The sequence below is a fragment of the Halobellus sp. LT62 genome, from assembly GCF_037031285.1.
GTDB lineage: Archaea > Halobacteriota > Halobacteria > Halobacteriales > Haloferacaceae > Haloquadratum > Haloquadratum salinisoli.
Map to the genome: position 1 here is coordinate 874,423 of NZ_JAYEZO010000001.1, position 26,409 is coordinate 900,831.

Here is a 26,409-nt window from a genome sequence, read left to right on the forward strand (position 1 = left end):
GCGGCGGGCCAATCCGACTCGGCCGCCACAGACGACGACGCCACCGCCCGCCAGATGCAGGTCCTCGAATTCGAGCTGGGAGAGGAAACGTACTGCGTCGACATCGACTACGTCTCCGAGATCGTCGACCGCGGGTCGCTCACGTCGGTTCCGAACGCACCCCCGTACGTCGAAGGCGTGATGGACCTCCGGGGGAGAACCACCTCGATCGTCAACCCGAAAACCCTGTTGAACGTCGATAATACCAGCGAGGCGAGCCGGATCGTCATCTTCGATGCGAAACAGTTCGCCGACGCGGCCGCGGTCGGTTGGCTCGTCGACGAGGTCGACCAAGTGATCCGCGTTTCGATGGACGATGTCGAGGAGCCGCCGATGGAACACGGCGACTTCATCGAGGGGATCGTCCGCCGCGACGACGACCTCGTCGTGTGGATCTCACCGACGAAAACCGCGACCTCGGAAGGCGCGTAGTCGACGGGGGACGGCGTCTCTCAGACAGTGAACGGCGTCTCGTCGACGGACCCGATTCTCTCACCACTGGACTGTTCTGCACGTCATCACCGAGCCGTCCCGAGGACGATCAACACTCCGACGACGACGCAGCCACCGGCAACGACGAATGCCGGGAGGTAGCCGAATCCGTCGGCGATCGCGCCGCCGACGACGCTGCCGATACCGCCGCCGAGGCTGCCGATCGCCGTGTACATCCCGAGCGCTTCCGCGCGGGCCGACGCGGGCGCGAGTCGGGAGACGAGCCCGGTGGCGGTGACTGCGATGACCGCCCACGAGCCCCCGATCGCGAGAAAGAGCGCGACGACGACGAGCAGGCCCGCCGGCGGTGCGACGGCCGCACCGGTGACGGCGACGACCGGGAACGCGCCCGCGCGAAACAACAGCGCGCCGGCTTGGAGTCGGAACGGGTCGTAGGTCGTCGCCGCCGTCCCCGCGGCCGCGTACGTCGCCGCCGAGGCCGCCGCACTCGCGATGAACAGCGCGAACACCTCGTCGGTCGCGTAGCCCGCGTCGACGAGATACGCCGGAAGCGGACCGAAGAACGCCGAAAACCCGGCGAAGAAGACGGTCGCCGCGAGGAGATAGCGGAGCAGCGTTCCGGAGAACCTGTCTCGCAGGCGTGAAAGCACGCCCGCGGTCGGCTTCCGCTGGCCGGTTAGCCCGCGCGCGATCTCCCGGAGCGCCCAGTACATTCGTCCGGGACCGAACGGGACGGCCCACGTGGCGCGGGTCGCCATCCCGTTGGTAAAGGGGAACCGTCTGGCGAGTCGCCGAAACCGCTGCTCGGAGATCTGCGTCGGCTCGGGGTACCGGAGCAAGACGACCGCGACGCCGCCGAGTGTGACGACCGCACTGGCGACGAAAAACAGGCGCTTCGACGCGAGCGCCGGGAGGGCGAATCGCGCTCCGACGACTGTCGACCACGCGCCACCGACGACGAGTCCGACCAGCCAGCCGTACCCCTGAAAGTGGTTCAAGCGACCGAACCGCCGCGGCCACGTCGACGGTTCGTAACCCTCCACGACGATGACGTTCAAGACGGGTGCGGCGGCGGCAACGACGAACCACAGCGCCGCGTTGGCGACGAGTACCGTCCACGGCGACGAGAGGAACGGAAGCCCGAGAAAGACGGCCGCCGAGAGCCCGAGCGCGACGACGACGAACGGCCGCCGACGTCGCGCTCGCGTGACGAGTCGACCCCAGAGAATCGCGCCGGGGACGCCCGCGAACGCGGCCGTCGCGGCGATGAGACTGACGACGAGCGCGCCGGCCCCGAGATCGATCGCGTAGAGCGGCACCAGAAGCGACGCGGCACCGACGGCCGCGTAACCCATCGCCCACCCGTAGAGCCAGCCGTCCGTTCTGTGTGCGTCGCCATCGCTGCCACCGACATCGCCACCGCTGCCACCGACATCGCCATCGCCGTCACCGTTGCCGTCGATGCCTCCGTCAGCAGCCCCCGCCGGTGTCGGTTCCGCCGTGGTTGCGTCACCGGATTCAGCCCCGCGTTCGCTCACGTCCGGCGGAAGGGCGGGCCGGCCTATAGTTGTTGTCGGTCGGCACCGACCGACCCCGATCGCGTGGCGGTCGATCGGAGCGCGGAACCACTCCGAACACAGTCAGTACAATCGATCCGGGGTCGCTCCCCCCTCGTCGTCCCCGCCGCGGTCGAACAGGAGGTCGAAGGCGGGGTGTTTATCCAGCACCGCCCCACAGCGTCGGCAGCCCGTGAAGAGCGACCGTTCAGCGGTCCAGCGGTCCGCGCGCCTCACGACGGCGGTCTCGCCCGATTCGTAGCGCCCGCCGGACGTCGAGACGTGATCGAACGCGCGACCGCCGCACGCCGGGCAGGGGTCGCGCATATCCGTCCAATCCTCCCGTTCGACGTCGGTGATCGTGAACGACTGTCCGTCGGCCGTGACGCGGAACGCTCGCTCCATCGGCCCGTCTGGTAGCGCTCTCGAATAAAAACGTTCGGAGGACCGGCGTGTCAGTTCTGCCGAACCCGCCTGTAGGCACCGGCGGGCTGTTCGAGCTTCCACGGGTCTTCGAGCGCGGCCGCTTTCTCGTCGGTTCCGCGTGATGTCAGGACCCCGACGTGGTAGAGCTGCGCCTTGTATTGGAAGTGAACGCCCGATTTGTACACCGTCGGATCATCGAGGGCGGTCGTATCCAGCGTCCCGTCGCTCCGCAGCACGGCGTCGCGTTCGCGCTCAGTGAAGAACACCTCGACGGCCAGCGGCCGGTTGATCGCACACGCGGCTTCGGCCACCTCCGGGAGTCTCGCCGGGCAGACACCGCCGTGGTGGAGGTTTTCGAGCGCGTCGACGACGAGCGTCGTCGGCTCGTACTGCATCGTCACGCCGCGGGCGAGTTGCGCCCAGCGCGGCGCGAGTTCCGTGAATCGCGTCTGCTTGCCCGTCCACTCGTCGAATCGCTCGAGGGCCGATTCGACGCTCCCGTACTCCGAACGCGCGAAGCGGACGACCTCCCGCCCGAGGTGGGTGAGTCGCTCGACGCCGCGCGAGTCCACGAGGCCGAGGAGGATCGCCCCTCGGCGGCCGTCGTCGACGAGACGGATGACGTGGTCGGCGTACGTCTCGTCCGTGTCGGCGTCGGCAGCGAGCGCTAGGGCGTAGCCGAGGTAGTTCTTCGGGTGATTGACCGGGAAGCTCCCGGCGTTCAGGCGGTGGGTGCGCGCCTGAAAGCGGATCGCCTCGACGCCCGTGGAGAACTCACCCGCACCGGTCACGCGCGGCGGTTCGAGCACCGACGCGGCGTCACCGCTCTCGACGCCGACGACCCCGACGTTCAAGTTTCGAGCGAGCGCTCGCGACGTCTCGGTGACGCTCTCGGACGGGACGGCCACGTAGCCGAGGTTCACCTCCGAGAGCCGCGAGTGGACCTGCTCGATGCCGCGGGCGACGTCGACGGTCCCGGCGTTCGCTCGATGTCCCTTCGCCTCGACGGCGACGACTGGGCTGCGGGCCGCCTCCCCGTCAAGCACCTCCCCGGACGGCAGTCCCACACCGAGGAGGTCCGGTTCGCCCGAGGCCAAGCGGATCGAGTTGAACGGCCGGAGCCGCTCGCGGATCTCGTCGGGAATCGACCACTCGCCCCACGAGTCGACCGTGAACTGCGACTCCGTAACGGCGTACTGGTCGGACCGATCCGAGAGGTCGGGATAGAGCGCGTCCTTCGCGGCGGCGAGCACCACCGGTTCGGCGAGCGTCGTCATCGACCGGGCGTTCACCACGGGGCGACTTAGCCGTTCGGACGCGGCGGCAGTCCGCACTAATCAGAGACGCGCGTACGGACCCGAACAATCAAGACTGCACGCGCAACAGAGTACAGCAACCCGACCACTATGCGCCAGTATCTCGATCTCGTCACCGACGTCCTCGAAGAGGGGGGGTACAAACCGAACCGAACGGGAGTCGACACGATTTCGGCGTTCAGCCGCCACTACCGCGTGGACCTTTCTGCGGGCTTTCCGCTGCTCACGACGAAGGATCTCTCGGGAGCGCGCTGGAACTCGCTGATCCACGAGTTCGTCTGGTACCTCTCGGGCGAGGAACACATCCGGACGCTCCGCGAGGAGACGGGAATCTGGGATGCGTGGGCCGACGAGGAAGGCAATCTCGACACCGCCTACGGGCGCTTCTGGCGACGCTTTCCGGTCCCCGAGGAGGGGCTGCCCGGCGAGTCGTGGCCCGAGGACGACCACCGCTGGATGAACGACGAGGGGACGTTCGATCAGATCGCGTACGCGCTGGATATGCTCCGGGAGAACCCCAACTCCCGTCGAATCGTCATCAACGCGTGGCACCCCGCCAACGCCGCGGTCTCGACGCTCCCCCCGTGTCACTACACGTTCGTCTGCAACGTACAGGGCGACCGCCTGAACGTGCACCTGCATCAGCGCTCCGGGGACGTCGCGCTCGGCATCCCGTTCAACATCGCGGCGTACTCCCTCTTGGCGACCGCGCTCGCCCAGCGGACCGGATTCGAGCTCGGTGAGTTCGCCCACAGCGTCGTCGACGCCCACGTCTACTGCGGCGCGGGCGACCGCGGCGCGTGGTACGCCGACAATCTCGACGAACTGCAGTCGCGCCTCGCCGCCGTCGACGATCGGGCGGGGTACCGCGACGTCCGCGAGTGGCTCGTCGAGAGCGCGCCGCCGGAAGCCGACGGCGAGGAACGCTACGACCACGTCCCGGGACTGCTCGAACAGTGCGCTCGCGAGCCGCGCGACCGCCCGTCGATCGACGTCGCCGACGTCCCGCTCGACGAACTCACCTACGACGACATCGAACTGTCCGGATACGACCCCGCGCCGGGGATCGACTTCGCGGTGGCCGAGTGATGACCGAACGCGCTCCAAACCGGGGGGACCGCGGGAGTGGCACCGACACCGACCTTGAACTCGTACTGATCGCCGCAGTCGGCGAGAGCCGCGTCATCGGTCACGACGGCGGGATGCCGTGGCACTTCGGCGAGGACCTCAAACATTTCAAGCGGACGACGACGGGTCACCCGGTGATCGTCGGGCGCAAGACCTACGAGGCGGTCGTCGACGCGCTCGGCGAGCCGTTCCCGGACCGAACGAGTGTCGTGCTCACGTCGCAGTCGCTCGATCTCCCCCCGGGAGCGGTGCTCGCGAACTCCGTCGAGGAGGCGATCGATCGGGCCGCCGCCGACGCCGCGGAACGGGGCGTCGAGACGGCCTACGTCGCCGGCGGCGGCCGCGTCTACGAGCAGTTTCTCCCACACGCGGATCGCCTGATCCTCACGGAGATCCACGGGACCTACGACGGCGACACCTACTTTCCGGACTGGGACGAGGACGAATGGGTCGAAACCGAGCGGGAACCGCACGCCGAGTTCGACTTCGTCACGTACGAACGGATCGACTGCTGACTTCGGAGCGACTGTTGTACGGGCTCGACTGCTGTGGACGGAGCCCACTGCTGCGATACACGGTGTTGCTTCCGAACGACTCCCGATCCCGCATCAGTGTCGAGTGGGGTACATATTTTTACAATATGCTAACAAACGTCTCTCCGTATGAGTGCGACGTTCGAACTATTCGAGGACAGCGCAGGACAGTACCGTTGGCGACTCGTTCACTCGAACGGGAACATCATCGCCGACAGCGGCGAGGGGTACGCCACAAAACAAAAAGCGAAGCAGGGGGCCGAGAGCGTCAAACAGAACGCGTCGGAAGCAGACGTCGTCGAGGTGGATTCCTGAGTGGTTGATCGGGTTAAGCGAGGTCTCGCGCGCCGGTGCATCGACAGAGCCGGTAAAATCCCGTGGCGGTGGTGACTTTATCCGTCCACGGCTCCGAGTGAGAGCAGATGAACCGAAACGACCAGCAGGCGTACGACCGGGGGACGTCGCTTTTCTCTCCGGACGGACGCATCTATCAGGTCGAGTACGCGCGCGAGGCGGTCAAACGCGGCGCGCCGAGTCTCGGGATCCGAACGACCGAGGGCGTCGTAATCGCCGCCCAGCGCCGAACGAGTTCCTCGCTGATGGAGGGCGAGAGCATCGAGAAACTACACAAGCTCGACGACTTCTTGGGAGCTGCGTCTGCCGGTCACGTCGCCGACGCCCGTCGATTGATCGACGACGCTCGGACGGCGGCCCAGCGCAACCGCCTGCGGTACGGCGAGCCCCTCGGCGTCGAGACGCTCACGAAGACCCTCTCCGATGAGATCCAAGAGACGACCCAGTACGGTGGCACACGGCCGTTCGGGGCGGCGCTTCTGATCGCCGGAATGGACGGCGAGGGCCTCGACGCGCGCCCGCGACTCTACCAGACTGACCCCTCCGGCGCGCCGCAGGAGTGGCGAGCCGTCGCAATCGGTTCCGGTCGTGACGACATTCAAGAGTTCCTCGAAGACACTTGGTCGGAGTCGCTCACGATCGACGAGGGCGTCGAAATCGCCGTTCGAGCGCTCCTGAGTGGCGATGACGAACTTGATGCGGGCAATGTGACGATCGCGACGATCACCGCCGACGGATATCGAACGGTCTCCGAGGACGAGATCCAATCGGTGCTCGACGAACACCAAGAACCGACCGACGAAGACGACGAATAGCGGCTGACGCTGTTCGATCACCGTCCCCGTCGCGTACGCCACACCACCGCACAGCGGGGGCAAAACGGAACCGTTTTACACATCCCGGCGATATCGAAAGGTGTCGCACCGCTCCGTTGGTGTAGTCCGGCCAATCATCTTGCCCTCTCACGGCAAGGACCAGGGTTCGAATCCCTGACGGAGCATCCTTTTCCCGCCGCTGTCCGGTGGTTTTGACCAGTGAATCAGGAGTATATTCACCAATGCCATTGGGCAATCCGACTCAAGAAGTGCATCGACCCCGCCGCCGTCTTGCGATTCCGCTGAAATCACGGGCATGTAATTTCAAGCGGGGAAATCGACCGCTGTCTTGCGGTTCTGAAAATAGGGGGAGCAAGGAAGCGGGTATGATCCGAGGTGGCAGGCAATGAAAGACTCGAAGAAGGCAACCAACCCCCTCGAAGGCATCGCTATCGTGCCTGAACCGTCGGAGAAACTTCTCAACGAGCGCCAACGAGTCGATTACCGGACTGAACGGGAACAGTGTCTCGAATGGTTACTGACCTTCGGCAAAGATCCCAGTCACGCCGACGGCTATGCGTACCTGACGGTCAAGAATCGCGCCAGCCGAATCGACCAGTTCTATCGGTTCGTCTGGGAACAAGAAGACCGATACACGTCCTCGATCACGACCGATCATGCGGATGCATATCTGAACTATCTCGCCCGCGAAGAGTACTCGAATGCCCACAAGTCCGCCTGTCGGAAGGCGATAATGATGCTGTACAAGTGGCGTGCCCATCAGCGCGGTGGAGACGAGTGGTCGCCCAAGATCACGTTCACGCGGTCTAATCAATCGACCACCCCACGCGATTACCTGACCCAAGAAGAACGAACCAAGATCCGCGAGGCCGCGCTGGAACACGGGAGTGTACCCAATTTCGATGACGTGTACGGAGATGAACGGGAGCGGTGGAAGGCGTACCTTGCACAGCGGTTTGAGAAGCCGAAATCTAATATATCACGGGAAGATTGGGAGCGGGCGAACAGCTGGAAAATTCCGACGCTCGTCTGGACCAGTCTCGATGCAGGACTCCGGCCTATCGAAGTTGAACGTGCAACTGTGTCGTGGGTAGACGTGGAGAATAGCGTACTCCGGATCCCTCGTGAAGAAAGTTCAAAGAACGAGGAAAACTGGATCGTCGGTCTTCAGGATCGGACCGCGGAAATGCTTGAGTATTGGTTGTCACAGCGGCACGCGAACGACAAGTACGATGGCACGGATGCGTTGTGGCTTACCCGCGAAGCGAATCCGTATGGGTCCAAAGCACTCCGTTATATCCTGCAGAAGCTATGCGATATTGCGGAGATTTCGACTGAAAATCGGACGATGAGCTGGTATACGATTCGTCACTCCACGGGCACGTATATGACTCGTGAAGAGGATCTCGCTGCAGCACAGACACAGTTACGACATCTCAGCCCGGAAACCACAATGAAGTACGATCAAACGCCGGTCGAGGACCGTCGAAACGCGTTAGACCGGATGGGTTGATCAGGACGAACTCGACGACTCCTCATCGGAGAGGAGTTGTCGACTCACCCGAACCCGGTTCTCTGTCGTGTTCTCGATGATAGCGTTGATGTGGATCGAACCGTCGTCCCTTGGAGTGATCGCATCCTCGGGACCCGTCTCTTCGACCTTCCCGAACTCTGTCTGGAGATCAACGCCGCTGTACGGTTCGTAGTCCGGGTCGTTTGCCGCCCGTTTGGCCTTCGAGCGGCTCTTATTGAGTGTCTCGCATCGCTCTTCGACCGCCGAATTTCCGTACGTCGTTTGTGTCGTCTCCAGAGTGTCGTGCCGAAGTTGGTCGTTGGTCTGCACAAGTGAGCCGTCCGACTTCATTTGCCGGCCGACCGAGTGTCGAAGACTGTACCACCGTATCGGTCTGTTCTCGGATGTGATCCCAGCTTCCTCGCACAGCCTTCGGATGAGGTTACAGAGGCTGCTGGAACGATATGGATTGCCTACCTGATTGAGCCATAGGGAATTCGTTCCGTCATATTTTTCGAGATGCCGTCGTTCTCGGATCCACCTGCTCAGCGCTTCACAGGAGTCATCCGACAGAGAGACCTTCTCCTTTTCGCGCTGCTTAGAGGCCGCATCTGTCGGAATCACCAACATCTGTTGATCCGGTTTGTACCAACTGACTTTCGCTCGCTGGATTTCTATTGGGGTGAGTCCAGCATCGTAGCCGACTGACACAAGGGACCAGATCTTTGAGCTGTGGTCCGCTTTTCGCCAGTCGTCCCGGTTTACGTTTTCTTTTGGTTTACTGAGTCGCTGGGCGACGAGACCATTAATTCGATCCCGTTCCTCAGGTGAGGTCTCGTAATATGAGGGGAGCTTTTTGTACGACTCCGCAACCTCGAATAGTCGCCCCATCTCTTCGTATGAGAATTCGGCTGCTGAGGTGTGATTACCGTCGGAAAAGCGAATTCGTGATTTCCACTCGTATTCCAATCTGTCTGTGTGGTACTGCCACTCAAAGTACTTTTCTAACGTGTTAGAGAACTTCCGCTTTGACGACTTCGAAAACGCCTCGTCAGTTCGCTTTGTGATCGTGTTTTTAGCGAGAAGAAGCAGTAACTCTTCGCCTTGGTCCGGAGTGATTGTTGTAACGTCCGACGTCTCCAACAGCGAGATCGCCTCACGGTGTAGTTGGTCCAACCGTCGAAAGTATTTGTCTGCAGTCGAATCTGCCAAACCTTCGTACATCAGGTGATCTTTGCCACGCTCCAGCATCCACTCGTAAAACGCTTGATACTCCTCTTGAACGGGGGCCTGTTGTTCCTCAAGCATCTCCGATAGTTGCTTGGAGATCTGCTTTTCTTCGATACTGTCGCCGTCTTCGCTGGTATTTCGTGTCATCTCCGCACCCCCGGTATTATCTACTGTATTTAAAGGGTTAGGTGTATAGCCAATTCAAGCGGGAATAGGACCAAGAAATAACGAGAATGCAGGGGAAAATTCAAATACCATCTACTCAGAATCCGGATACCAGGTTGACAGCACGACCATATCATCAGGAAAACCTGCCACAGCCTGTTTTCTTTAATGACGAAAATTTCGGAATCGTCACGCGCAGTTCGAATAGAGCTACGGCGAAATAACTCGCCGGATGTCGACCCACGTGATCTGGTCGTCTCCTCGGTCTAGACTCGACCGTGCAGCGTTATCCACGAGTTGCTCCAAGTCAGCTGCACTTCGCTCCGGGGTCCAACCAGCAACCTGCTCAAGATGGTCGGCCGACAGGCTGTTTGGTCGGTCAGCCAGTTGCGCGCGCAGGATGTCTTTTCGGCCTTGGTGATCCGGTAATCCAATATGGATCTTCTTATCGAGCCGCCCCGACCGGGTACCTGCCTGATCAAGAGCGTTCAGTCGGTTTGTTGCCCCGATGAATACGATATTGTGTTCAGACGTGGTTTCCAAGTGGCGTAGAAACTCGTTTACAACCTTGCTATCTTCCTCGTGTGCGCTTCGGGTGTCTCGGCTCTTCAATACTGAATCCAACTCATCGAGGAATATGACTGCACCCCCCTCGTCTGCAGCTATCTGCTTTGCCTCGTCGAATAGTCTCTGCACCTTCTGACCGGATGCATTAATCCATTTGCTCTGTACATCGGCCCCGCTAAGCTGGGTGAATCGGAATCCGAGCTCTGACGCAAGCGCCTGCGCGAGGTAGCTCTTACCAGTTCCGGGTGGACCGTGGAACACGATATTCGACGCGGAGATACCCAGTTGCTCTGCTTGTTCTCGGTGGGTCGTCAGGGGCTTGATTACGTCCCGGCGGAGTTCCTGCTTGACATCGCCCATTCCGCCAACATCCTCGAAGGAGACGTCTATGTCGGTCTCCCATCGGTACTGTAGTTCAGATGAATCCAGTGACGTTGCATCTCGCGTTTGTGTCTGGTCTTGCTTAGAACCGTTACCGTCACTGGGCTGGTTCGGTTTCGACTGTACACGGGCCTGTTGAGCGAGATGTGGCTGTAATCGCTGTCGAGCTGATGAATCGAGATCTTGGTCCGACCACTGGCTCGTCCTCTCGCGGACGAATTCTGGATCCATTGTGTTCTCTCCCTGTTCCGGGCTACCTGACGTGATCAGATGAAACCCCAATGAGCAGATCGTAGCTAAGGCTCCCAACCCGATGAGATACGAATTAGCGAACACGATGCCGATTATCAGACTGCCGCCACCGACAAGTGCAGTGATCACTATTGGGGCGTAATTTGGTTGCATCGAGACTCCTTTTAGTCCGTCCGGACCCACGGGGGGAGAGTCAGCTCGCTCGGTTCCACGACATAGTTTTTATCGAATCCGGGGTGTCTACGCGGCTCACGGTCGGTTACTGTTTCTTCGTCTGTATATCCGTGTATCCGAACACGCACACTTTCAGCACCCCACTCGATGATGTGTGCTAGGAAATACAGATCAGCGCTGAGGTACTCATACGGCTTTACCAACAGCTCGGGCCGACGCATTGCGGTCGTAGCTGTTCCCTTCACATCTACAGTGGTATCCCATATATCGAGGTCAGTTCCATCGTCGCCAAATCGGTATGTCTGCATATCGACATCTGCAGAATAAGCCGATGCAACAGCCATCTCGCAGATAATCCCAATTAGGTGACTCATCATCGAGTCCGAACTGTACACGTCACCACCGTCAATACGCGTGTAGGAGTGATTGCGCTCGTACGCGAGGGCGGCAGCTCTTCGAAGCTGATGGACGTTTAATTCGACGACTGGGAGCGATTCAACGGGTATGTTTGCAGGTGAAAGCGTGTTCGTGCCGTCAGAGATTTGACGGTGGGCTGGCGTAGTAGACATTGCTGTTTCTTGGTTGGAACAGCCCGGTCGCGTGTTCTAGCACGCGGCCCCTTTGGCGATGATCGCCGGGGACGGGCTCCATTTAACTAGAGGGGATGTACTTAAAAATAAGCTTGGATTTCTATATTCACAGGCCTCTAGACGGCGCTATTCGGGCGAATAGCTTATTTGCGAAGATGACTAATTTGATCCGTTCTGGCCTTCGATTTATTCCCACAACGCGGCCGAGTCACTGTCTCTTATAGCCGTCCTGTCAACTCTGGCTGTCGAGGAGCGGTTTGCTCTGTTGAAATCCTATTCTTCAGACGCATTATTGTCTGAAACAGCCGGTCGCTGCCGAGTGCGTAGATACCTCTATTGGTCCTGCCAGATTCGACAGATGTCCGTGGAGTTATGCAAGATACACAGCGCGTATCTTGAACGGAGTCTGGTGCAACTCTCAGGTAATTGGATCGCTCAATACAAACGCAGCACTTACCATCGTGATTTGTAGTTCGACATCTTGTCTCTGGGCTTCTGCCCTGGGTTGCGTTGATTCCTCGCCGTTGCTGGATACACCACCGCAAAAGGTTAAAAGCTATGCGAAGTTGGGAGTCTTATGACCATTATCTACAGGTTTCGCCCAATGAAATATTTGATTGACGACGACCGCGATAACGACTACCGCGAGCTTGAGAACCAGGAGATGGCACTTTCCTCACCACGATACTTTAACGACCCACTTGAGGGATATCAAGATGTATTTTGGGAAGGAGACGAAGTCCTGTGGGAGAACCTGCTCCGACATTATCTGTTGAATCTACATCAGGCGGCCATAACGTGTGCGCTTTCTGATGACGAGGAAACTCTCGATGAATATGCCATAGAACCCAAGCTCACCCGTGGCGATCTCTCCACAGATGAGCGTCGCCAACAATTCGATTCCATCTGTCAGTCGTTTTTCGAAGCGAAAGGATTCGAAAGAGTTGCTTCAAGTCTAGCTTCCCTGCCAGAGCCACTGAAGAGAAACAATCTCAAACATATCTTGTCGGTCATCCACCGCTCGGCACTCGAGTCTGTATTAGAGAGAATGAGGGCATCGGAAGTGATTCCGGAAGGGTGGCCTGAGGTTACGAATTCTGGTGGCTCTGAAACTGTTGAGGGACTGTTGGATGCTATTTCTGCCGCTATGGCTGATGAGGATGAAGAACTGTTAGAATCAGTAGCATCGCTAGTTGGACCCTTAGAATCACACATATACCTACAGCAGGCGGTGCCGGGGGTGGAGCAATTTGAACTGCAACATAAGAAATACAACCTCTTGTACCACTCATTTCCCGACCAGTATATAAGAGAAATAACCAACTCACTCATTCACACGAATTGGCACACGTTGTGTTTCGCAAAGGAATGCGCAAGTCCTCCGATGTGGGCTACGTATGCAGACGAACATAGAGGGGCCGCGTTGATGTTCCGCGCAGACCGCCAAACTGACGGGTCATGGGGCAAGATGAATGTCAACGAGAGCGCTGGTCCGAAAGATTCGGAATCTAATTCGGGGGAGATCACAGCACGATTGTATGCCGTTGACTATGAATCTCCACCGCCAGAAGTGGACTTCTTCCGGTTTTTAGGCACGCTCCCGCTCCCGAAACTTGAGTCAGCGTGGCATTCCACGCCGGATGGAAGAACTAGTCAGATGATCGGTGAAATCGTAGACGATCTGGATGCCTGGCGAGATAACCTTTGGAACCATTTCCGCAGTATGTCGACGAGAAAGCTGAGCAAATGGAAATATGAACAAGAAATTCGTATGGTGCTTCCTGATCTGTTGGAATCAGAAGGGTCTCATCGTAAGGTCACATATGATATGTCCCAACTTGAAGGAATTGTATTTGGCCTTCGCACTTCAGTTGAGGATCGTTTTGAGGTGATGAAGATCATCTCCGAAAACAACCAAGATGGTAATTCCTCTCCTGTTGAGTTTTATGAGATGGTTTACGATGGCAAGGACTTCAGAAAAGTGAAGCTAAATGTGGCCTAGTGTTCCTCAGGTACTATGTCTCTATGAGTGTGGAATCAAGTTAAACCCAACCCCTATATTCAGCAAGCATTTCCTGTCACCCGTTATGAGTTTCGACAGCGCCAGAAAACTCAAAGAGATCGTAGGCAGCTACCAGAACAGCAACTGTAGTGTTGAATAACTTGATAACGTCCGCTTCCTCTGGCTCCTCTAAATAAGGATCAGTCTCACAGTGGATGATAGAGTCTCGTTGTTGGACAACATCATCAAAATCGTCCCATAGCTGGGCGTACGGACCAGATGTAAGTCGAGTATTAGACACTTCTTCTAAACCGTGTTTAGCAATTGTATACCGGTTCAGATGTCCTTTCTCTAAGTCGTTTGCTTCGTCAATTGCGCTGTCAAGGTCGTGTCCCTCCCACCGATAATAGATGATCATCTGTCTGATCAGGCAATTATCGACTGCTGAGCGTAGCAGGGGTATTGCAGCAAGCAGATTATCTTCTTGAATAGCGTGCTGTGCATCCACTAAGAGGTCAACCCATGTCGGGTTCGTCACTTCTCTGTGTGATACGGTAGCCCGGTATGAGACATCGACCTCGTCTCCGAAACTGAGTGGTCCCTGACCGTCTCGATCCTCACGGAGTGTTGAATTGATCGCCAGATTTGTAGGTCCAGTTCGAACAACGGTAATCAGAAGGTTGTCTCCCAGCCGTGCTTGGTTCTGGGAGTCAGCGATCTCGAAGGGTAGCCAGTTTTCTTCGTTTATTCCTTTGCGGCTTGCTCCGGTAATGAATAGCGAAGTGTATTCACAACCCTCGTGTATTTTGTGCATCGGTACTGGGCGTGTCTCACCTACGTTTACTCCGTTAAAATCGTCAATCTGTCTTCCTCCAGGAGTGAGCGGGATATTAAAATAATTTCCTTCGACACTTCCTGTCCGATGTAGTGTCTGGAGTACTCCTGTATCCAAGGTAAAACCGCTCTGGCAGTAGGGGCAGATCACAAATTGATCTGGTTCCATTGAACTTGGCTGCAGATCCGGGAAGTCGAGAATGTCAATCATAGAATCGCAGTGACGGCAAGTAAAATTCACCCCTCCACCTGAGATCCCACTGGTTCTGGTATTCATAGCTGCTTGTTGTTCTCTCTCAGGTATAAACCACTCTTACACAGCGATGCGAATGTTATCTACAGCAGTCAGAGACTTCCGTGGTCAATACGCAGGCGAATTCTTACAGCTGATTCAGGAGAGAAGGCTCAGAAATAAACGGACACCCTGTGAGGAAAACATCCTCTGTCTCTCGCACGCCGCTCCTACTCAGTAACCGATAGGTCCTCAACCGAAATGTTCCATCGCTCCCTGTATTGACCGCGACCGGAGTAATAGCCTCAGTTTCCAAGGATTTCAACAGAGCCAACGGTTTTTATATACCTCACACTACACCTCTATGTCATATGAGTGGGTCATCGGACGATTATTCGGTTGAAGAGGCGAAAGAGGATCTCGGGATTCTCCGTCGCGTTACCGATGACGTCGTCGAAGCAATCGAGAACGCAGAGAGCGAAGAAGTATTGGAGTACCTCATCGAGGATGCCGAACTCGATCGAACCCACGATGGAGAGCGTGGCCTCGGGCGAGTTCGTCGCGCCGTTCTCGAATCTCCGTTAGCATCCGATCGACTCAAGCGAATTGTGAGCCTTCGAGGCGACGAAACCCCCGAAGATATTCTCGTCCCGCGTGATGTCCAGCGGAACGCCAAAGTAGCGCTAGAGGCGGGCAAGCCGGTCGTCCTGTACGGACCGACGGGAACCGGGAAAACCACCTTCGCCAAACAACTCGCCAGAGAGACCAGCATCGGCTATAGCCTCAATACGGCGACGCCGTCGTGGACGCCGTCGGACATTATTGGTGGCGTCAGTCCGGACTATACTGGTGAATCGCTGAGCTACCGAACGAAACTCGGGTGTGTCTCCGAAGCGGTGGAGCGTGCACGCGCGTTCGACGTTGAGTACGGTGTGATCCTGGACGAGATCACACGGGCAGACATCTCGAAGATTTTCGGCCCGCTCTACACGGCTATCGAAAACCCTCACCAGACGATCTTCGAGACCGACGAGGGAGCGACGATCGAGCTCGACGAGCGAGTGAACATCATCTGTACGATGAATATGTCGGACCGGACGGTGAACGAGTTGGACAACGCGATCACGCGCCGATTTGCGATGATCGAACTCGACGAGTACGAGGACGACAAGCGTCAGCGGCTCTTCGACGACTGGATCACTACCCACGTTACCACCGACACGGATCTGGACGAAAACGAGATCCTGCGGCTGTTCGAACGCGACTACGAAGGGATCAACCACGGGAATGAATCGACATCACAGGGCGCGATTATGCGGTTCGGGCCGATGCACTACCGGGACGTTGCCGTCTTCCTCGGGGTCGGCTGCCGTGAGGGTGGCGAATACGAGTATGATCAGATGGATGCAGTCGGACAGGCGTTCCGAACCTACATCGTTCCCCGTCTACTGAACGCAGCCGCATTTCCACAGATCGAGCGTATCGCGGAACACTACCGAGCACTGAACGGTGAATTCGAGGAATTCGACCTGTCCCCGGCAGCGGAACTTGCCGAACGAGAACTCGAACAAGAGCGGCGGCAGATGGGCTCCTACGAGTAATGAGCGCCGTCGACGAAGTCTACGAGTACGGGCAAGATACCTTCAACATCCCAGAGCGGGGTGAAATCCGCATAGAGGGGTGTCCGTCGTCCATCACGGACCAGCTTCGTCGTGCGTCGTTCACACGCGAGAGTCCGGGTGTCTTTACGAAACGGCAAGAGGCACTCGACTCGGATCAAGAGTACGAGGTCGTGACGGTCACAGTTGAGGGCGACGACAACGAGATACTCCACATCGAAGCGACGGACATTATTGGGGTCGTGAGCCTGACGCCCTCGTCGAAGGTGCAGGTCGATCCGAAGATCGAGTGGGAGCACATCTTCGATATGCTGTTGGCCGTGTACGACCAGAATCGGTCGGTCGAATATCACGGCATCCCGCTACAGGATTTCCTCTCCGACGACATCCATCTCGACGACGTGTTCGTCGTTCTGGCGATCAACTATCTCGACGGACTAGAGACTATCCAGCGGCACGGCTACATTCGTGACCTCGTAATCCAACGGACGAATAGCCTCGATGGTCGTGGAAATATCGACGTCGGGGAGACATTGCTGAACCACGCTCGGGGAACGATCGAACCGCACTGGATCCACAACGAGACCGAATACAACAACGCGGTGAACTCCCTGCTCCACTTCGCGGGGAAGACATTGCTTCGGCTCTTCCGTCAGAAATCCCCCGAGAACGACCACCCGGCGTACGATCGCATTTTCTCGGAAGTCCACCGCGAGGTGGAGCGGTTGGAGAGTATGGGTGTGAACAGCGGGCTCGACCGAATGGACGAGTATCGGGGAATCTCGCTGTACGACTTGCCGAAACAGCGTCAGTACTATCGCAAGGCGTTCGACGTTTCCAAGGCGGTGATGTCGTCGTCGCTCGGTCAACAGCTGCGTGACGGCCCACGAGAGCTGGTGGTGGACTACGTCCTGAATATGGAGTCGCTCTTCGAGCAGTACTCGCAAGTCGTCATCGAGCGCGAGCTCAACTATGTCAAGTCGTACGACCACCTCGGAGAGCTGGATGACGTTACCCCGGTTCGATCACCTTCGGTGAAGCCCTTCGAGGGAGAGGGCCAGATCTACCACGAGCCGGACCACGCGCTCCAAGAAGGCGAAGAGACGATCGCCGTGTTGGACTCGAAGTACTACGCCGAAGGCCACGATCCGGTGAAAGAGTCTCCATCCCGTTCCCGGCTATTCAGTTACGCGTACTTGCTTTCCGCAGATCGACTCGCATTCCTATGTCCGTTACTTGAACCCCGTCGACGCCGGGTGGCACAAACGGGGGCCGAATTACAGATAGTCTCGCCGGACGGAGAGTTCGGACTGAGCGCATACGACGAGGTCGTTCACGAGTATCTCCACGGCGTCCTCGGCGAGAAGTGCCCGGAACTCGAAGCGTTCTACGCTGTCGCAACGCCCGAAAACGAACTGTGCCTCGATGGCGTCGACGAAAGCGATCTGCACCGGGCTAAGGAGATGAGTGGCCCGTTCACTTTCAAAGACGTTCGGGACTTCTCGCTCCGGGTGATCAAAGCCGCGGCTGACGAGTACTCTTACCAAGTCCGTAATCGGTACGATTTGGAGCAAGACGGCGACTGGACGCGGGAGCAGATCGAGATGCGGTGTGAACGTCGGTACGAGTATGCGACGACGTGCGTGCCCGTTTTCTGTCGTGACGGGAGTCAAGAGTGGATTGACCTCTACTTCCTAGAGAACGGGTCGGGAGAGGTGGAAAAAGAGGGACCGCTGAAACTTTTGTAAGATAATCTTCCTCGTGGATATTTGGATCGTGAATTGAATCGTCTATTGGGTATTTTCGGCGCTAGTATTATTAACTAGCAGCAGGACTTCAAGCTGTTACTGGTCAGCGTGGTGAACAATCTTGAATATATTAATAGATACGAACGTGTTCATCACTCGTGAACAAAACCGTGTGATTCCTGAAGCGTTACAGGAATTAGAGAACTTGCTCAAGACAGCTGGGCACAATATCTTGGTGCATCCACTCTCTGAAGGAGAAATACAGAATCATAAAAACGAACAGATTAGAGAGAAGTCTCAGTCAAAGATTGCGACATATGCGAAGCTGACTTTTCCACCCTACCCATCTCCGGACGACGACCATTTTTACAACAAAGTCAACGGTTCAGCAGATAGTGACCGTGAGCAAGTCGATAACGCACTCTTATATGCTGTATACGATGATCGGGTTGACTTACTCATCACCGAAGATCAACCGATGCACACGAAAGCCGATCTGCTTGGAATCACCGACAAAGTCCTAACAATCGAAGAAGGTGCAAAGCACTTCAGAGAGAAAGAAGATGAATTGAGATCACCAGTTTCAATTCAAAAAGTCACGGTCGGTGAGTTGGGAGTTGATGATCCGATTTTTGATTCCCTGAAGGAAGAATATGGCAAATTCGAGAAGTGGTTCGCTGATCATCCCGATCGAGATGCGTGGGTTAACTGGAATAGGGACGGCACGCTTGGTGCTGTACTCATTCTGAAATACAATGAAGCTGAAGAACTTGGTGAGAACCCCACGTTAAGTCCGAAACCGCGGCTCAAGATTAACACTCTTAAGGTATCCGAGAGAAAGCGGGGATCCAAAGCTGGAGAGTTATTGATTAGTCTTGCAGTCCGAGAATCGATTAATCGCGGATTGGAAGAGATTTACCTTACGCACTACATCGATGAAGAGTCCGATTACTTGGTAAAATTGATTTCCAAATACGGATTCCAACACGCCTCGAACAAAGAGGACGATGAGGCAGTCTTCGTAAAACGGCTCACCCCGGGGCCTGGAGATGATCCTGATCCGCTTGAAACGGTAATCCGCTTCTACCCAAGTTTCCAGGACGGCCCACATATTGAAAAGTTCTTGATACCCATCCAACCAAAATGGCACAACAAACTCTTCGCTACCTACGATAAACGACAACCGACGCTGCCAGAGGTGACTGGACAATTTATCCCCGAGTCAAATGCGATTAAAAAGGCATATCTCACTCACGCAAACATCCGACGTATAGAGCCAGCTGACATACTCATTTTCTACCGTTCCCACGATAACAAAGAAGTCACATCGTTAGGTGTGTGTGAACAGGTGAAATACGGTGTGGAAGACCCAGACGAACTTATGGAATTGGTTGGTCGCCGGTCTGTCTTCTCAATCAATGAAATAACAAAGGTTGCTCAGTCACCAACGACAGTTCTCCTTTTCAAATGGCATTTCGATTTCGCGGACCCAATACGGTATCAAGTGCTTCGAGATGAGGATATTCTTGCAGGCCCCCCACAGACTATTCAGCAGTTAGACGAATCGTCCTATGAACGACTTAAGAAGCTAGGTGACATCGATGAACGTTTTATTATCAATTAAACCAGAGTTCGCTGAAAAGATCTTGTCAAGCCAAAAGAAGTACGAGTTCAGAAAAACCCCAATTAGGAAGGCTGATTCCGTAGAAAATGTGATCTTGTATGCTTCTTCGCCGGTTCAACGAATCGTTGGTTCGTTTGAGATACAGCAGATCATCAACGAATCTCCTAGCGCGCTATGGGAACAGTATGGGGGTGACTCTGGAATAACAGGGCGAGAGCGATTTATGGACTATTACAGTGGGAAGCAAGAAGGATACGCCATCGAAATCGGCAACCCCCAAAGGCTACTGACTGCGATCGATCCAACAGAACACTTTGACGACTTCACTCCACCCGTGTCTTTCCAGTACGTAAATGGAGAATTTGAATCACTATTAGAGCAAGATGCCGAGGAACCGCCTGTAGCTAGTGACTGAAGGATTAGAACGGCGACGTGATCCAATCTCCCTGTTCTCTTCGCTCCAGTTGCGGACCGAAGACTTCCTGAAGCGAATATAGTTCGTCCTCGTAGCGTAAATCGAACGTTTTCCCCTGTCGGTGGAATGAGCCCTCGACGACGAACTGGATCGTCGGACTCTGATATTCTAGATCATTTGCTCGACGATCCATAGCGCGTGCGAGCTCAGTAGCTAGTTCGCCGTCCTCGAATGCTTCTCCGAGGCCAATAACGCTGACCTTGTCAGGTACATCATCGTCTTCGAGATGCCGAATAAACCCTTCAACGGGAATCTGGTGGTCGAACGTGTCGTATTTCCCCTCGATGACGAGATTGTATCGCCCTGGAATTTGACCTGGGCCTGCCATTCTTATTTTGGAAGTAGCCCTGCCACGTTAAGTAATTGTACTGTCAATCCTCTTCTTCTACTTCTTCCGACTCGGATTCAGTTGACAATGGCGTTCCAAGTGGGCGCTGTTTATCTTGTTGAACGTCTGGTTTTTGAACCAACTGGTTCATACTCATCTCCCCAAACTCAGAGACTATTTGTCGCATCCGATCTCGTGTGTCCTGAAATGAATCATCTAAGTACAGCTTCGTCCGTTCAAACCCACTCATATACCGTTCACCTTTCTGGGTCTCCTTTACGTCACGCGATTGTCCCTCATCGTCTGTTTCGAGCATCCCCAGATCGAGATGCCGCTTTACACTTGTTGACAAACCCTCATCGAACGGTCCACGCTCCTTGACGATATGTTCAACATCCGTTTCTTCGGCCTCACGTCGATACCGATCTAACAATTTTTGGTATTTCCCTCGCCCCTTGATTTCCCCACCGGATTCGTGTAGCAGGAGAAGTTCTGGATGATGATCTTTATCGCTCATAGGAATTCCTCAAGAGTCGAGTCTTCGGTTCTAATTCTTTCTAGGGATACAATTTCAGACTCATCATCTCGGAAGTGCGACTGGATTCTATCGAGTGGGGACGTCATAATGACCTGAACATCCGCTTCCCGGAGATAGCGTGCGGCAGCATCTTGGATGTCTGATTCCAAATTCGTCAGTGGCTCGTCAAGGACTAAAATCTCCCAATTATGAGCTCCCTCGTTTTCCTGGGCGAACTTCGCTAAGGTGAGACTGAAAGCCAAGTTCATCAGTCGCCGCTCACCGCTACTCAACCGGTCATATGAGCGCCTGCCTTCGGAACCAGTACCGGGGAATTCCAGTTCTCCTTCAGAGGTGATCCCAACGTTCGTTCCTAGATCAGGAGCAATGCTTTTGTAAACCTGAGAGAGCCGGTTAGTGAACTCTTCTCGAATTTCGTCAAACGCCTCTTGTTCGAGCCGATCTGCTGCTTCATTTGCCAGTTCTTCGGACTCTTCAAACGCCGATAGTAGTTCCCGTCGCTGCTTTAACTGCTGTTCGAGGTCTTTTTGTTTCGATTTGGACTCTTCGAGTTCACTCCGATGACTCTCCAGTTCACGAGTAGTCCTCTCCTGAAGCTTATCCAGGTCATAATCGGCCTGTTTAAGCGCGGTTCTGACGAACTGGTTCAGTCCTTCTAGGCCTGGTTCGGATTCCTGAAGCTCTGCGATTTCCGCCTTTACTGACGCCAGTTCTTCGTCCAGCTCGCTGATTTCCTCTTTCAGATCTTGGATCTGTGTATCTGCATTATCTACCTTCTCACGAAGTCGTTCACGAAGTTCAGATAGGTCCCGTGGTCGGCCGCACTGCGGACAGTTATTCGGCAACCGATTGCGCGCCACTCTCTCTTCGACCAAGCGACCACAGACCGGGCAGGTGAATTCCTCGATCGCATCGATGATTAGGTCATTCACCTCTTGTGTGTACCGAGAAGCGTCACCGAGCTCTCTTCGCTTTTGTTTGAGAGTATCCTCTAGTGTGCGGCGTTTGTCGTATAATTCACCGAGACGCTCGGCAACCTCGTCTTTCTTCTGCAGCCGGGCACTGATGCTCTCGATCTCACCGGAATCGATGAGATTCTGGAGCTCCTCAATGTCCTCAATTCTGTTCTTGATTCTCGATGTTGGGAGCGCATTTAGGTCTCTCTCAAGCTGTTTGACACTCGGCCGATCTTCCCCTCGGCGACGAATTTCTTTTAGGTGCTCTAATTCAGCTCTGGCTCTTCGGTGTCGTTCGATCTCGGACTGATGCTCAGTCTGCAATACACTTCGTATCCTGTCCAGCAACTCGTCTCCATTTAGCGTGCTTATTGGCTGATCTGCTGGATTTGAAGTGATAAACTGCAACCTGACCGTTTCTTCAGGCCCGATGAACCGTTTTACTCCCTCGGTTGCATCAAGCGTCTTGCCATTGTGCTCGTACCGATGGTGTCGTTCGCGTAGCACTGCGTCTGAGTTATCGAAGTAGGCACTAACCTCGCTACGTTGTCCTGGTGTAACGCCGAAAGTACCGGAACGACCATACAACGCGTAGAGGAGTGCGTTGAAAATGAGCGTCTTCCCGGACCGATTCCCACCGTACAACAGCAAGTCCCGACCACCAACTGCTCTCTCATTGATAGTCGGACTTTCATCGATTGCGAAGTTCTCGACTTTGAGTCTACTGATTTTCATAGTTTTCCTCGTATGGGATTGAGAGCTCTTTCGCCAGCTGGTTCAGCTCCCGATAAGACCGAACGCTTAGCCCTCTGAGCAAGATTATAGAGATTAGGAGACCGACCACGATCCCCTGCCATCCGATCACGAAATACCCCGTGATTGGGACAGTGATCGCATTGATGATGCCAGAGAGAATAGAGATATGGTGGCTATACGCCTTCTCGTCGAAGTCGTTAATCGTCTCCTGCGTTTCTTTCGAGGCTGAGTGCCAGAAATTGCGTTTCCCAGTTATCTGATCGATAATTTCCGTGGACCGCTTCAAGTGTCCGCCTGCCCAGTAATAGTTCAGCCAGTGGTTTAGAACGACAACTGCGAACATAACAATGGATGCAGGCACTGCGGCGGCAACTATTGCTAGGCGGTCTGAGGTAACGAGTGGAACGTCCCAGTAAAGGAACACAAAGAGGGAATGAATGTAGAGGAAAAGTGCACCCCACCCACCATTCTTCACTTGTGATGTAATCCCCATCTTGTAGACAGACCAACGACTATGCGTATCATAAACGTTCTGGACGTTAACACTTTCAGCACCGATTCACAGATAGGCAAACTATGGTGGGTCCGACCTCTTCGACACTCCTACACGCCTGCCACCACCCCTGAAAATTAAGCTGGAGTCTCTTTGAGGAGTCGGTCTATACAGCCGCTCGCCATTTCACGCTCGCAACAGCGGCTCCTATTAACACGGCAAAGCCAATGCTGATCAGTACTTCCTCAAACCCCGATGCTGTGAGGAATTCATCCAGCGGGAACGGTGTGAGCTTAGCGATATAGTAATCTAGCGCAACAGACAGCGCTGCATCCACCGACTGCTTCACGGCAAACGCGTTAAGAAACTCCCAGCCCGTCAGGATTCCACTCCCGAAGACGTACATCGGGAACGTATTCAAAAGAACCACCCCGATGAAGTATTTCACCATCCCCGTGTTGTAACCCATACGTCTCAAAATGGTAGAATTATCTAAATGTTTTGTGGTGCCACAAGCCATTAGCGGCTCTGTTAGGCGAAACGAGAGATCTAAGAGCGGATTAGTAACTCGTGATGTCTCGATCCCCAAGGACTCGGGTGTAGGTGTCGTCACCGGTCACGTCCGCCAGCCGCCCGGCGAGTTCCCGCAGGTCGTCGTCAACACCCCACTTATCGACGTAGTTCTGTACGGCCTGTCCTTTCTCGTACCGGTACCGAAGGAACTGTAGCTTGTCGAGGTTTGAGAGGTGATCGCCGCTGTCGCCGTTGGTACGCTCCTGGATGTAGGCTTGCCGTTTCTCGTTGTCCCACGTGCCGAGCTCGAAGCCGTCGTCCTGGTTGTAGAGGCACATCTGTTTCAGCTCCTCGGGTGTCGCGTTCGTCCCCCGGCAGAGTTTGTTCACGTCGTCGAAGGACGGGTCGTTGCTGTCGAGGAGATCGATGAACACGTCCTCGACGCCGATGTCGCTAGCCTCTTGGATGATCCCGTAAATCTCCTGGACGACTTCCTTGGCGGACATAATCTCGCCGTCGCGCTGGACCTTGCCGTGATGCTTGGAGTATTCACGGAAACACGCGCCCATCTCCATCACGCCGATGTCGCCCCGTGAGAGGTTCCGGTTCTCTTCGAGTTGTTTTCGGGTGCGACGGGCTGTTCGGTAGATGTCGCGGCGTAGCGAGTTCCACGATGCGGGTTCTGTTTCATCAATTGGTCGGGCTACGACGATGATGTCGAAGGAAACAGCTTCGCCAGAAATGAACTTATGAAGATCTGCTGAAACAGGGTAGGTCGCTGTAACTTCAAATCCAACATCACATAATGATTCGAGCAGTTCTCCCCAAGATTCGGAGTCACTGTGATGATATGTGAAGCTCAGAACTCCCTTTTTCTTGAGAGTACGGTTGATTGCAGAGAAAGCCTCATGAAGTTCTGATTCAAATTCTTCCGAACCTTTTCCAAGGAATGGATTCGCAACGATACTTTCTTTTCGTGGTGTCTTTGAACTATCAAAGCCATCATAGTATTCTTTAAGAAGGATTTTCTGCCAAACATAGAAGAAATCGGCCACCTCTGAGTAAATTATATTATCGTAGTAGGGGGGATCTGTTATGACGGCATCATACTCATTCTCATCATCAAGTAGTCGCATATCACCCTGTGTGACGGTGGCATTTTCTCCAATCGGTTGAGAAAATGGTTCAGTTTCCGTTGTCTCACCATTACTAATGTATCGCTCAGTTGGATTTTTGGCGTACTCAACACCAGTGATAACCATATCCCATATGGAGTTGAAAGTACCCATCCCGAACTTTGCTCCCCAGACGTTCCCTTCACATGGTTGATTCGGTGGGTCAAACGAATTTGTTTTAAATATGTGATTTGATTTGTTTGCTGTGAATTGATATGAGGTCATCATCGTGTTTGTTCTCAGACAATCAGAGAAAGCGAGAAGAAGATACTCTCTCAAATTTCGTTTTTTGACCTTTGATATACTTTTGAGTAAAGTGGAAAGAGAGAGGAGTTGACGTTCATTGAACATATCTTCCCATTTCTCGTACCCGTGATCAAAAAGAGGATTCCGCTCGGAAGTCATATGTCCCGGTGGGATCTCTTCGCTGGGAACGTACTCACGTAAATCATCGTTGTTCTCCCACTCTTGTTTGGCTTCTTCATATAGCGATATATCGGCGTCTTCTGCTTGTTTGTAGCCCTTATACGCGCTCGTTTCTTCTCCCGCTTCATCACAGTGCTCGCAGTAATACTCAACTGAATGGAGACACAGATTGTATCCACCCTGCTCCTGAATTGCATCCGTAATCGCGTACTTCTGTCCACAGTCGGGACAATTGTACTTCCCACCACGCGAGACGTTCCCTTCCTTCGGGACGAATCCGTGGCCACAGTCGTTGCATACGCTTTCCGACTGCCAGTCATCCACCAGCGTCACCGAGCCACAGTCTGGGCAGAGGACATTGTACTTGTCGTCGTTCTCGTAGCGACCCTTTGCCACACGGTAGTCCTTAAACAACGGAACCGTGTGCCCACAGGAGACGCAATCCAGTTCCTTCACCCAGAAGTTGTACATCACGTCCGCTTCGTGATCGCCGTTCGGACAGGGCGTCTTGTAGTACTGCGTAATCTCGTCAGCAACGTCTTCTTTGATCTGTTCGAAGGCCGCCTCTAGTTCTCCGACATCGGTCTGCCCAGCTTCGAGTTGCTTCTTCGTGACGAACCACGCGACGGGATTCAGGTCGTTTCCGACGACCTCAGCACCGAACCGCGACGCCTCGACGAGTGACGTGCCGCCGCCCATAAACGGATCCAGAATTTTCTTATCTTCCACACGTACGTCCTTGGGATACAGCTCCCAGAGGCTCTCAGGGTCGCTCAGATCGACGCGATCGATAAGCGATGCGATGTCCGTCTGCGTCTCGTCGCCCCAATCAGCGAGCGTCTCGTTGTCCTGTCCGGGCTCGAAGACCTCGACCTTCTCCGGATCATCGAGGAGCGTGTAGAGCGAGATTGCCCGGAAGACACAGCCGAGTCTTCGGGCCCACCACTTGTGCATCGTGTAGATCGGCCGGTAGTGCATCTTCGCCCGGCCTTCTTTCTCTGCGATTTCGTTCACGCGCTCGATAGGGAATCCCCGTTCGATGGGGAGCTCCGTCCGCTCGCGTTCGGTAGGTGGAGATCCGGATTGCTCAGACATAATTCAGTATGTAGTGGAGATTACGGACGAGCCTTATAATTGTGCAGTCTCGGTAAGTTGTAGAATCGTTCTGAACGAGGAA

General features: G+C 55.3%; 24 protein-coding genes and 1 tRNA gene. 12 read left to right on the forward strand and 13 right to left on the reverse strand.

What is annotated here, in order from left to right:
- The first annotated feature begins 54 nt into the window (after positions 1-54).
- Entirely contained in the window at positions 55-471 is a 417-nt protein-coding gene (locus U5919_RS04440) for a chemotaxis protein CheW (protein ID WP_425604207.1), read from the forward strand.
- 86 nt (positions 472-557) lie between these two features.
- On the opposite strand, the gene U5919_RS04445 is transcribed toward U5919_RS04440, so the two are convergent.
- The 3 genes from U5919_RS04445 to U5919_RS04455 all read right to left on the reverse strand — a co-directional run bounded on the left by U5919_RS04445 (position 558) and on the right by U5919_RS04455 (position 3,751).
- Positions 558-2,030 carry an MFS transporter gene (locus tag U5919_RS04445; RefSeq protein WP_336022421.1) on the reverse strand — a complete coding sequence of 491 codons (1,473 nt, stop codon included), beginning with the start codon at positions 2,028-2,030 and terminating at the stop codon, positions 558-560.
- Positions 2,031-2,132: 102 nt separating this feature from the next.
- On the reverse strand, positions 2,133-2,453 hold the full coding sequence (locus U5919_RS04450; protein WP_336022423.1) for a hypothetical protein: 321 nt from the start codon (positions 2,451-2,453) through the stop codon (positions 2,133-2,135).
- A 50-nt stretch (positions 2,454-2,503) separates the two neighbouring features.
- Positions 2,504-3,751, reverse strand: a complete 1,248-nt coding sequence (locus tag U5919_RS04455) for a hypothetical protein (RefSeq protein WP_336022424.1) — start codon at positions 3,749-3,751, stop codon at positions 2,504-2,506.
- 129 nt (positions 3,752-3,880) lie between these two features.
- On the opposite strand from U5919_RS04455, the gene thyA reads away from it, so the two are divergent.
- The 6 genes from thyA to U5919_RS04485 all read left to right on the forward strand — a co-directional run bounded on the left by thyA (position 3,881) and on the right by U5919_RS04485 (position 8,154).
- A complete protein-coding gene (gene thyA, locus U5919_RS04460) occupies positions 3,881-4,879 on the forward strand; it encodes a thymidylate synthase (RefSeq protein WP_336022425.1) in 999 nt (332 codons plus the stop codon).
- Entirely contained in the window at positions 4,879-5,433 is a 555-nt protein-coding gene (locus U5919_RS04465; RefSeq protein WP_336022427.1) for a dihydrofolate reductase, read from the forward strand. The genes thyA and U5919_RS04465 overlap by 1 nt, the downstream gene beginning before the upstream one ends.
- 147 nt (positions 5,434-5,580) lie before the next feature.
- Positions 5,581-5,766, forward strand: coding sequence for an HVO_2922 family protein (locus U5919_RS04470; protein WP_336022428.1), 186 nt, complete (start codon positions 5,581-5,583; stop codon positions 5,764-5,766).
- 107 nt (positions 5,767-5,873) lie between these two features.
- On the forward strand, positions 5,874-6,620 hold the full coding sequence (gene psmA, locus U5919_RS04475; protein WP_336022430.1) for an archaeal proteasome endopeptidase complex subunit alpha: 747 nt from the start codon (positions 5,874-5,876) through the stop codon (positions 6,618-6,620).
- A gap of 110 nt (positions 6,621-6,730) precedes the next feature.
- Positions 6,731-6,805 (forward strand) — tRNA-Glu (locus U5919_RS04480).
- 221 nt (positions 6,806-7,026) lie between these two features.
- On the forward strand, positions 7,027-8,154 hold the full coding sequence (locus U5919_RS04485) for a tyrosine-type recombinase/integrase (protein WP_336022432.1): 1,128 nt from the start codon (positions 7,027-7,029) through the stop codon (positions 8,152-8,154).
- Here the strand turns inward: U5919_RS04485 and U5919_RS04490 are convergent, their stop codons facing one another.
- The 3 genes from U5919_RS04490 to U5919_RS04500 form a co-directional block, all read right to left on the reverse strand.
- Positions 8,155-9,531, reverse strand: coding sequence for a tyrosine-type recombinase/integrase (locus U5919_RS04490; RefSeq protein ID WP_336022433.1), 1,377 nt, complete (start codon positions 9,529-9,531; stop codon positions 8,155-8,157). It abuts the gene before it with no gap.
- Positions 9,532-9,759: 228 nt separating this feature from the next.
- Positions 9,760-10,878 carry an ATP-binding protein gene (locus U5919_RS04495; RefSeq protein ID WP_336022434.1) on the reverse strand — a complete coding sequence of 373 codons (1,119 nt, stop codon included), beginning with the start codon at positions 10,876-10,878 and terminating at the stop codon, positions 9,760-9,762.
- A 35-nt stretch (positions 10,879-10,913) separates the two neighbouring features.
- Positions 10,914-11,492 carry a hypothetical protein gene (locus U5919_RS04500; RefSeq protein WP_336022436.1) on the reverse strand — a complete coding sequence of 193 codons (579 nt, stop codon included), beginning with the start codon at positions 11,490-11,492 and terminating at the stop codon, positions 10,914-10,916.
- 598 nt (positions 11,493-12,090) lie between these two features.
- Here U5919_RS04500 and U5919_RS04505 point away from each other — a divergent pair.
- A complete protein-coding gene (locus U5919_RS04505) occupies positions 12,091-13,515 on the forward strand; it encodes a hypothetical protein (protein ID WP_336022438.1) in 1,425 nt (474 codons plus the stop codon).
- 76 nt (positions 13,516-13,591) lie between these two features.
- On the opposite strand, the gene U5919_RS04510 is transcribed toward U5919_RS04505, so the two are convergent.
- Positions 13,592-14,560 (reverse strand): hypothetical protein, encoded by a 969-nt coding sequence (locus tag U5919_RS04510; protein ID WP_336022440.1) that lies wholly within the window; start codon positions 14,558-14,560, stop codon positions 13,592-13,594.
- A gap of 392 nt (positions 14,561-14,952) precedes the next feature.
- On the opposite strand from U5919_RS04510, the gene U5919_RS04515 reads away from it, so the two are divergent.
- The 4 genes from U5919_RS04515 to U5919_RS04530 all read left to right on the forward strand — a co-directional run bounded on the left by U5919_RS04515 (position 14,953) and on the right by U5919_RS04530 (position 19,987).
- Complete coding sequence (locus tag U5919_RS04515; RefSeq protein ID WP_336022441.1) at positions 14,953-16,182, forward strand: AAA family ATPase; 1,230 nt, start codon at positions 14,953-14,955, stop codon at positions 16,180-16,182.
- Positions 16,182-17,948: a 5-methylcytosine restriction system specificity protein McrC gene (locus U5919_RS04520; protein WP_336022443.1), complete on the forward strand. Its 1,767-nt coding sequence runs from the start codon at positions 16,182-16,184 to the stop codon at positions 17,946-17,948. Before U5919_RS04515 ends, U5919_RS04520 begins: the two co-directional genes overlap by 1 nt.
- Positions 17,949-18,120: 172 nt before the next feature.
- On the forward strand, positions 18,121-19,572 hold the full coding sequence (locus U5919_RS04525; protein ID WP_336022445.1) for a PIN domain-containing protein: 1,452 nt from the start codon (positions 18,121-18,123) through the stop codon (positions 19,570-19,572).
- On the forward strand, positions 19,541-19,987 hold the full coding sequence (locus U5919_RS04530) for an ASCH domain-containing protein (protein ID WP_336022446.1): 447 nt from the start codon (positions 19,541-19,543) through the stop codon (positions 19,985-19,987). Before U5919_RS04525 ends, U5919_RS04530 begins: the two co-directional genes overlap by 32 nt.
- A 4-nt stretch (positions 19,988-19,991) precedes the next feature.
- Here U5919_RS04530 and U5919_RS04535 read toward each other — a convergent pair whose 3' ends face one another.
- From U5919_RS04535 to U5919_RS04560, 6 genes are all read right to left on the reverse strand, one after another.
- A complete protein-coding gene (locus U5919_RS04535) occupies positions 19,992-20,375 on the reverse strand; it encodes a DUF8076 family protein (protein ID WP_336022447.1) in 384 nt (127 codons plus the stop codon).
- Positions 20,376-20,418: 43 nt separating this feature from the next.
- Positions 20,419-20,892, reverse strand: coding sequence for a hypothetical protein (locus U5919_RS04540; protein ID WP_336022449.1), 474 nt, complete (start codon positions 20,890-20,892; stop codon positions 20,419-20,421).
- Positions 20,889-22,604 (reverse strand): AAA family ATPase, encoded by a 1,716-nt coding sequence (locus U5919_RS04545; protein ID WP_336022450.1) that lies wholly within the window; start codon positions 22,602-22,604, stop codon positions 20,889-20,891. Before U5919_RS04545 ends, U5919_RS04540 begins: the two co-directional genes overlap by 4 nt.
- Complete coding sequence (locus tag U5919_RS04550) at positions 22,591-23,118, reverse strand: hypothetical protein (RefSeq protein ID WP_336022452.1); 528 nt, start codon at positions 23,116-23,118, stop codon at positions 22,591-22,593. The genes U5919_RS04545 and U5919_RS04550 overlap by 14 nt, the downstream gene beginning before the upstream one ends.
- A gap of 166 nt (positions 23,119-23,284) precedes the next feature.
- Positions 23,285-23,587: a hypothetical protein gene (locus U5919_RS04555; RefSeq protein WP_336022453.1), complete on the reverse strand. Its 303-nt coding sequence runs from the start codon at positions 23,585-23,587 to the stop codon at positions 23,285-23,287.
- Between the two features lie 91 nt (positions 23,588-23,678).
- The gene (locus U5919_RS04560; protein ID WP_336022454.1) at positions 23,679-26,327 is read right to left on the reverse strand and encodes a DUF1156 domain-containing protein; all 2,649 of its coding nucleotides are present in this window, start codon (positions 26,325-26,327) and stop codon (positions 23,679-23,681) included.
- Positions 26,328-26,409: the final 82 nt, after the last annotated feature.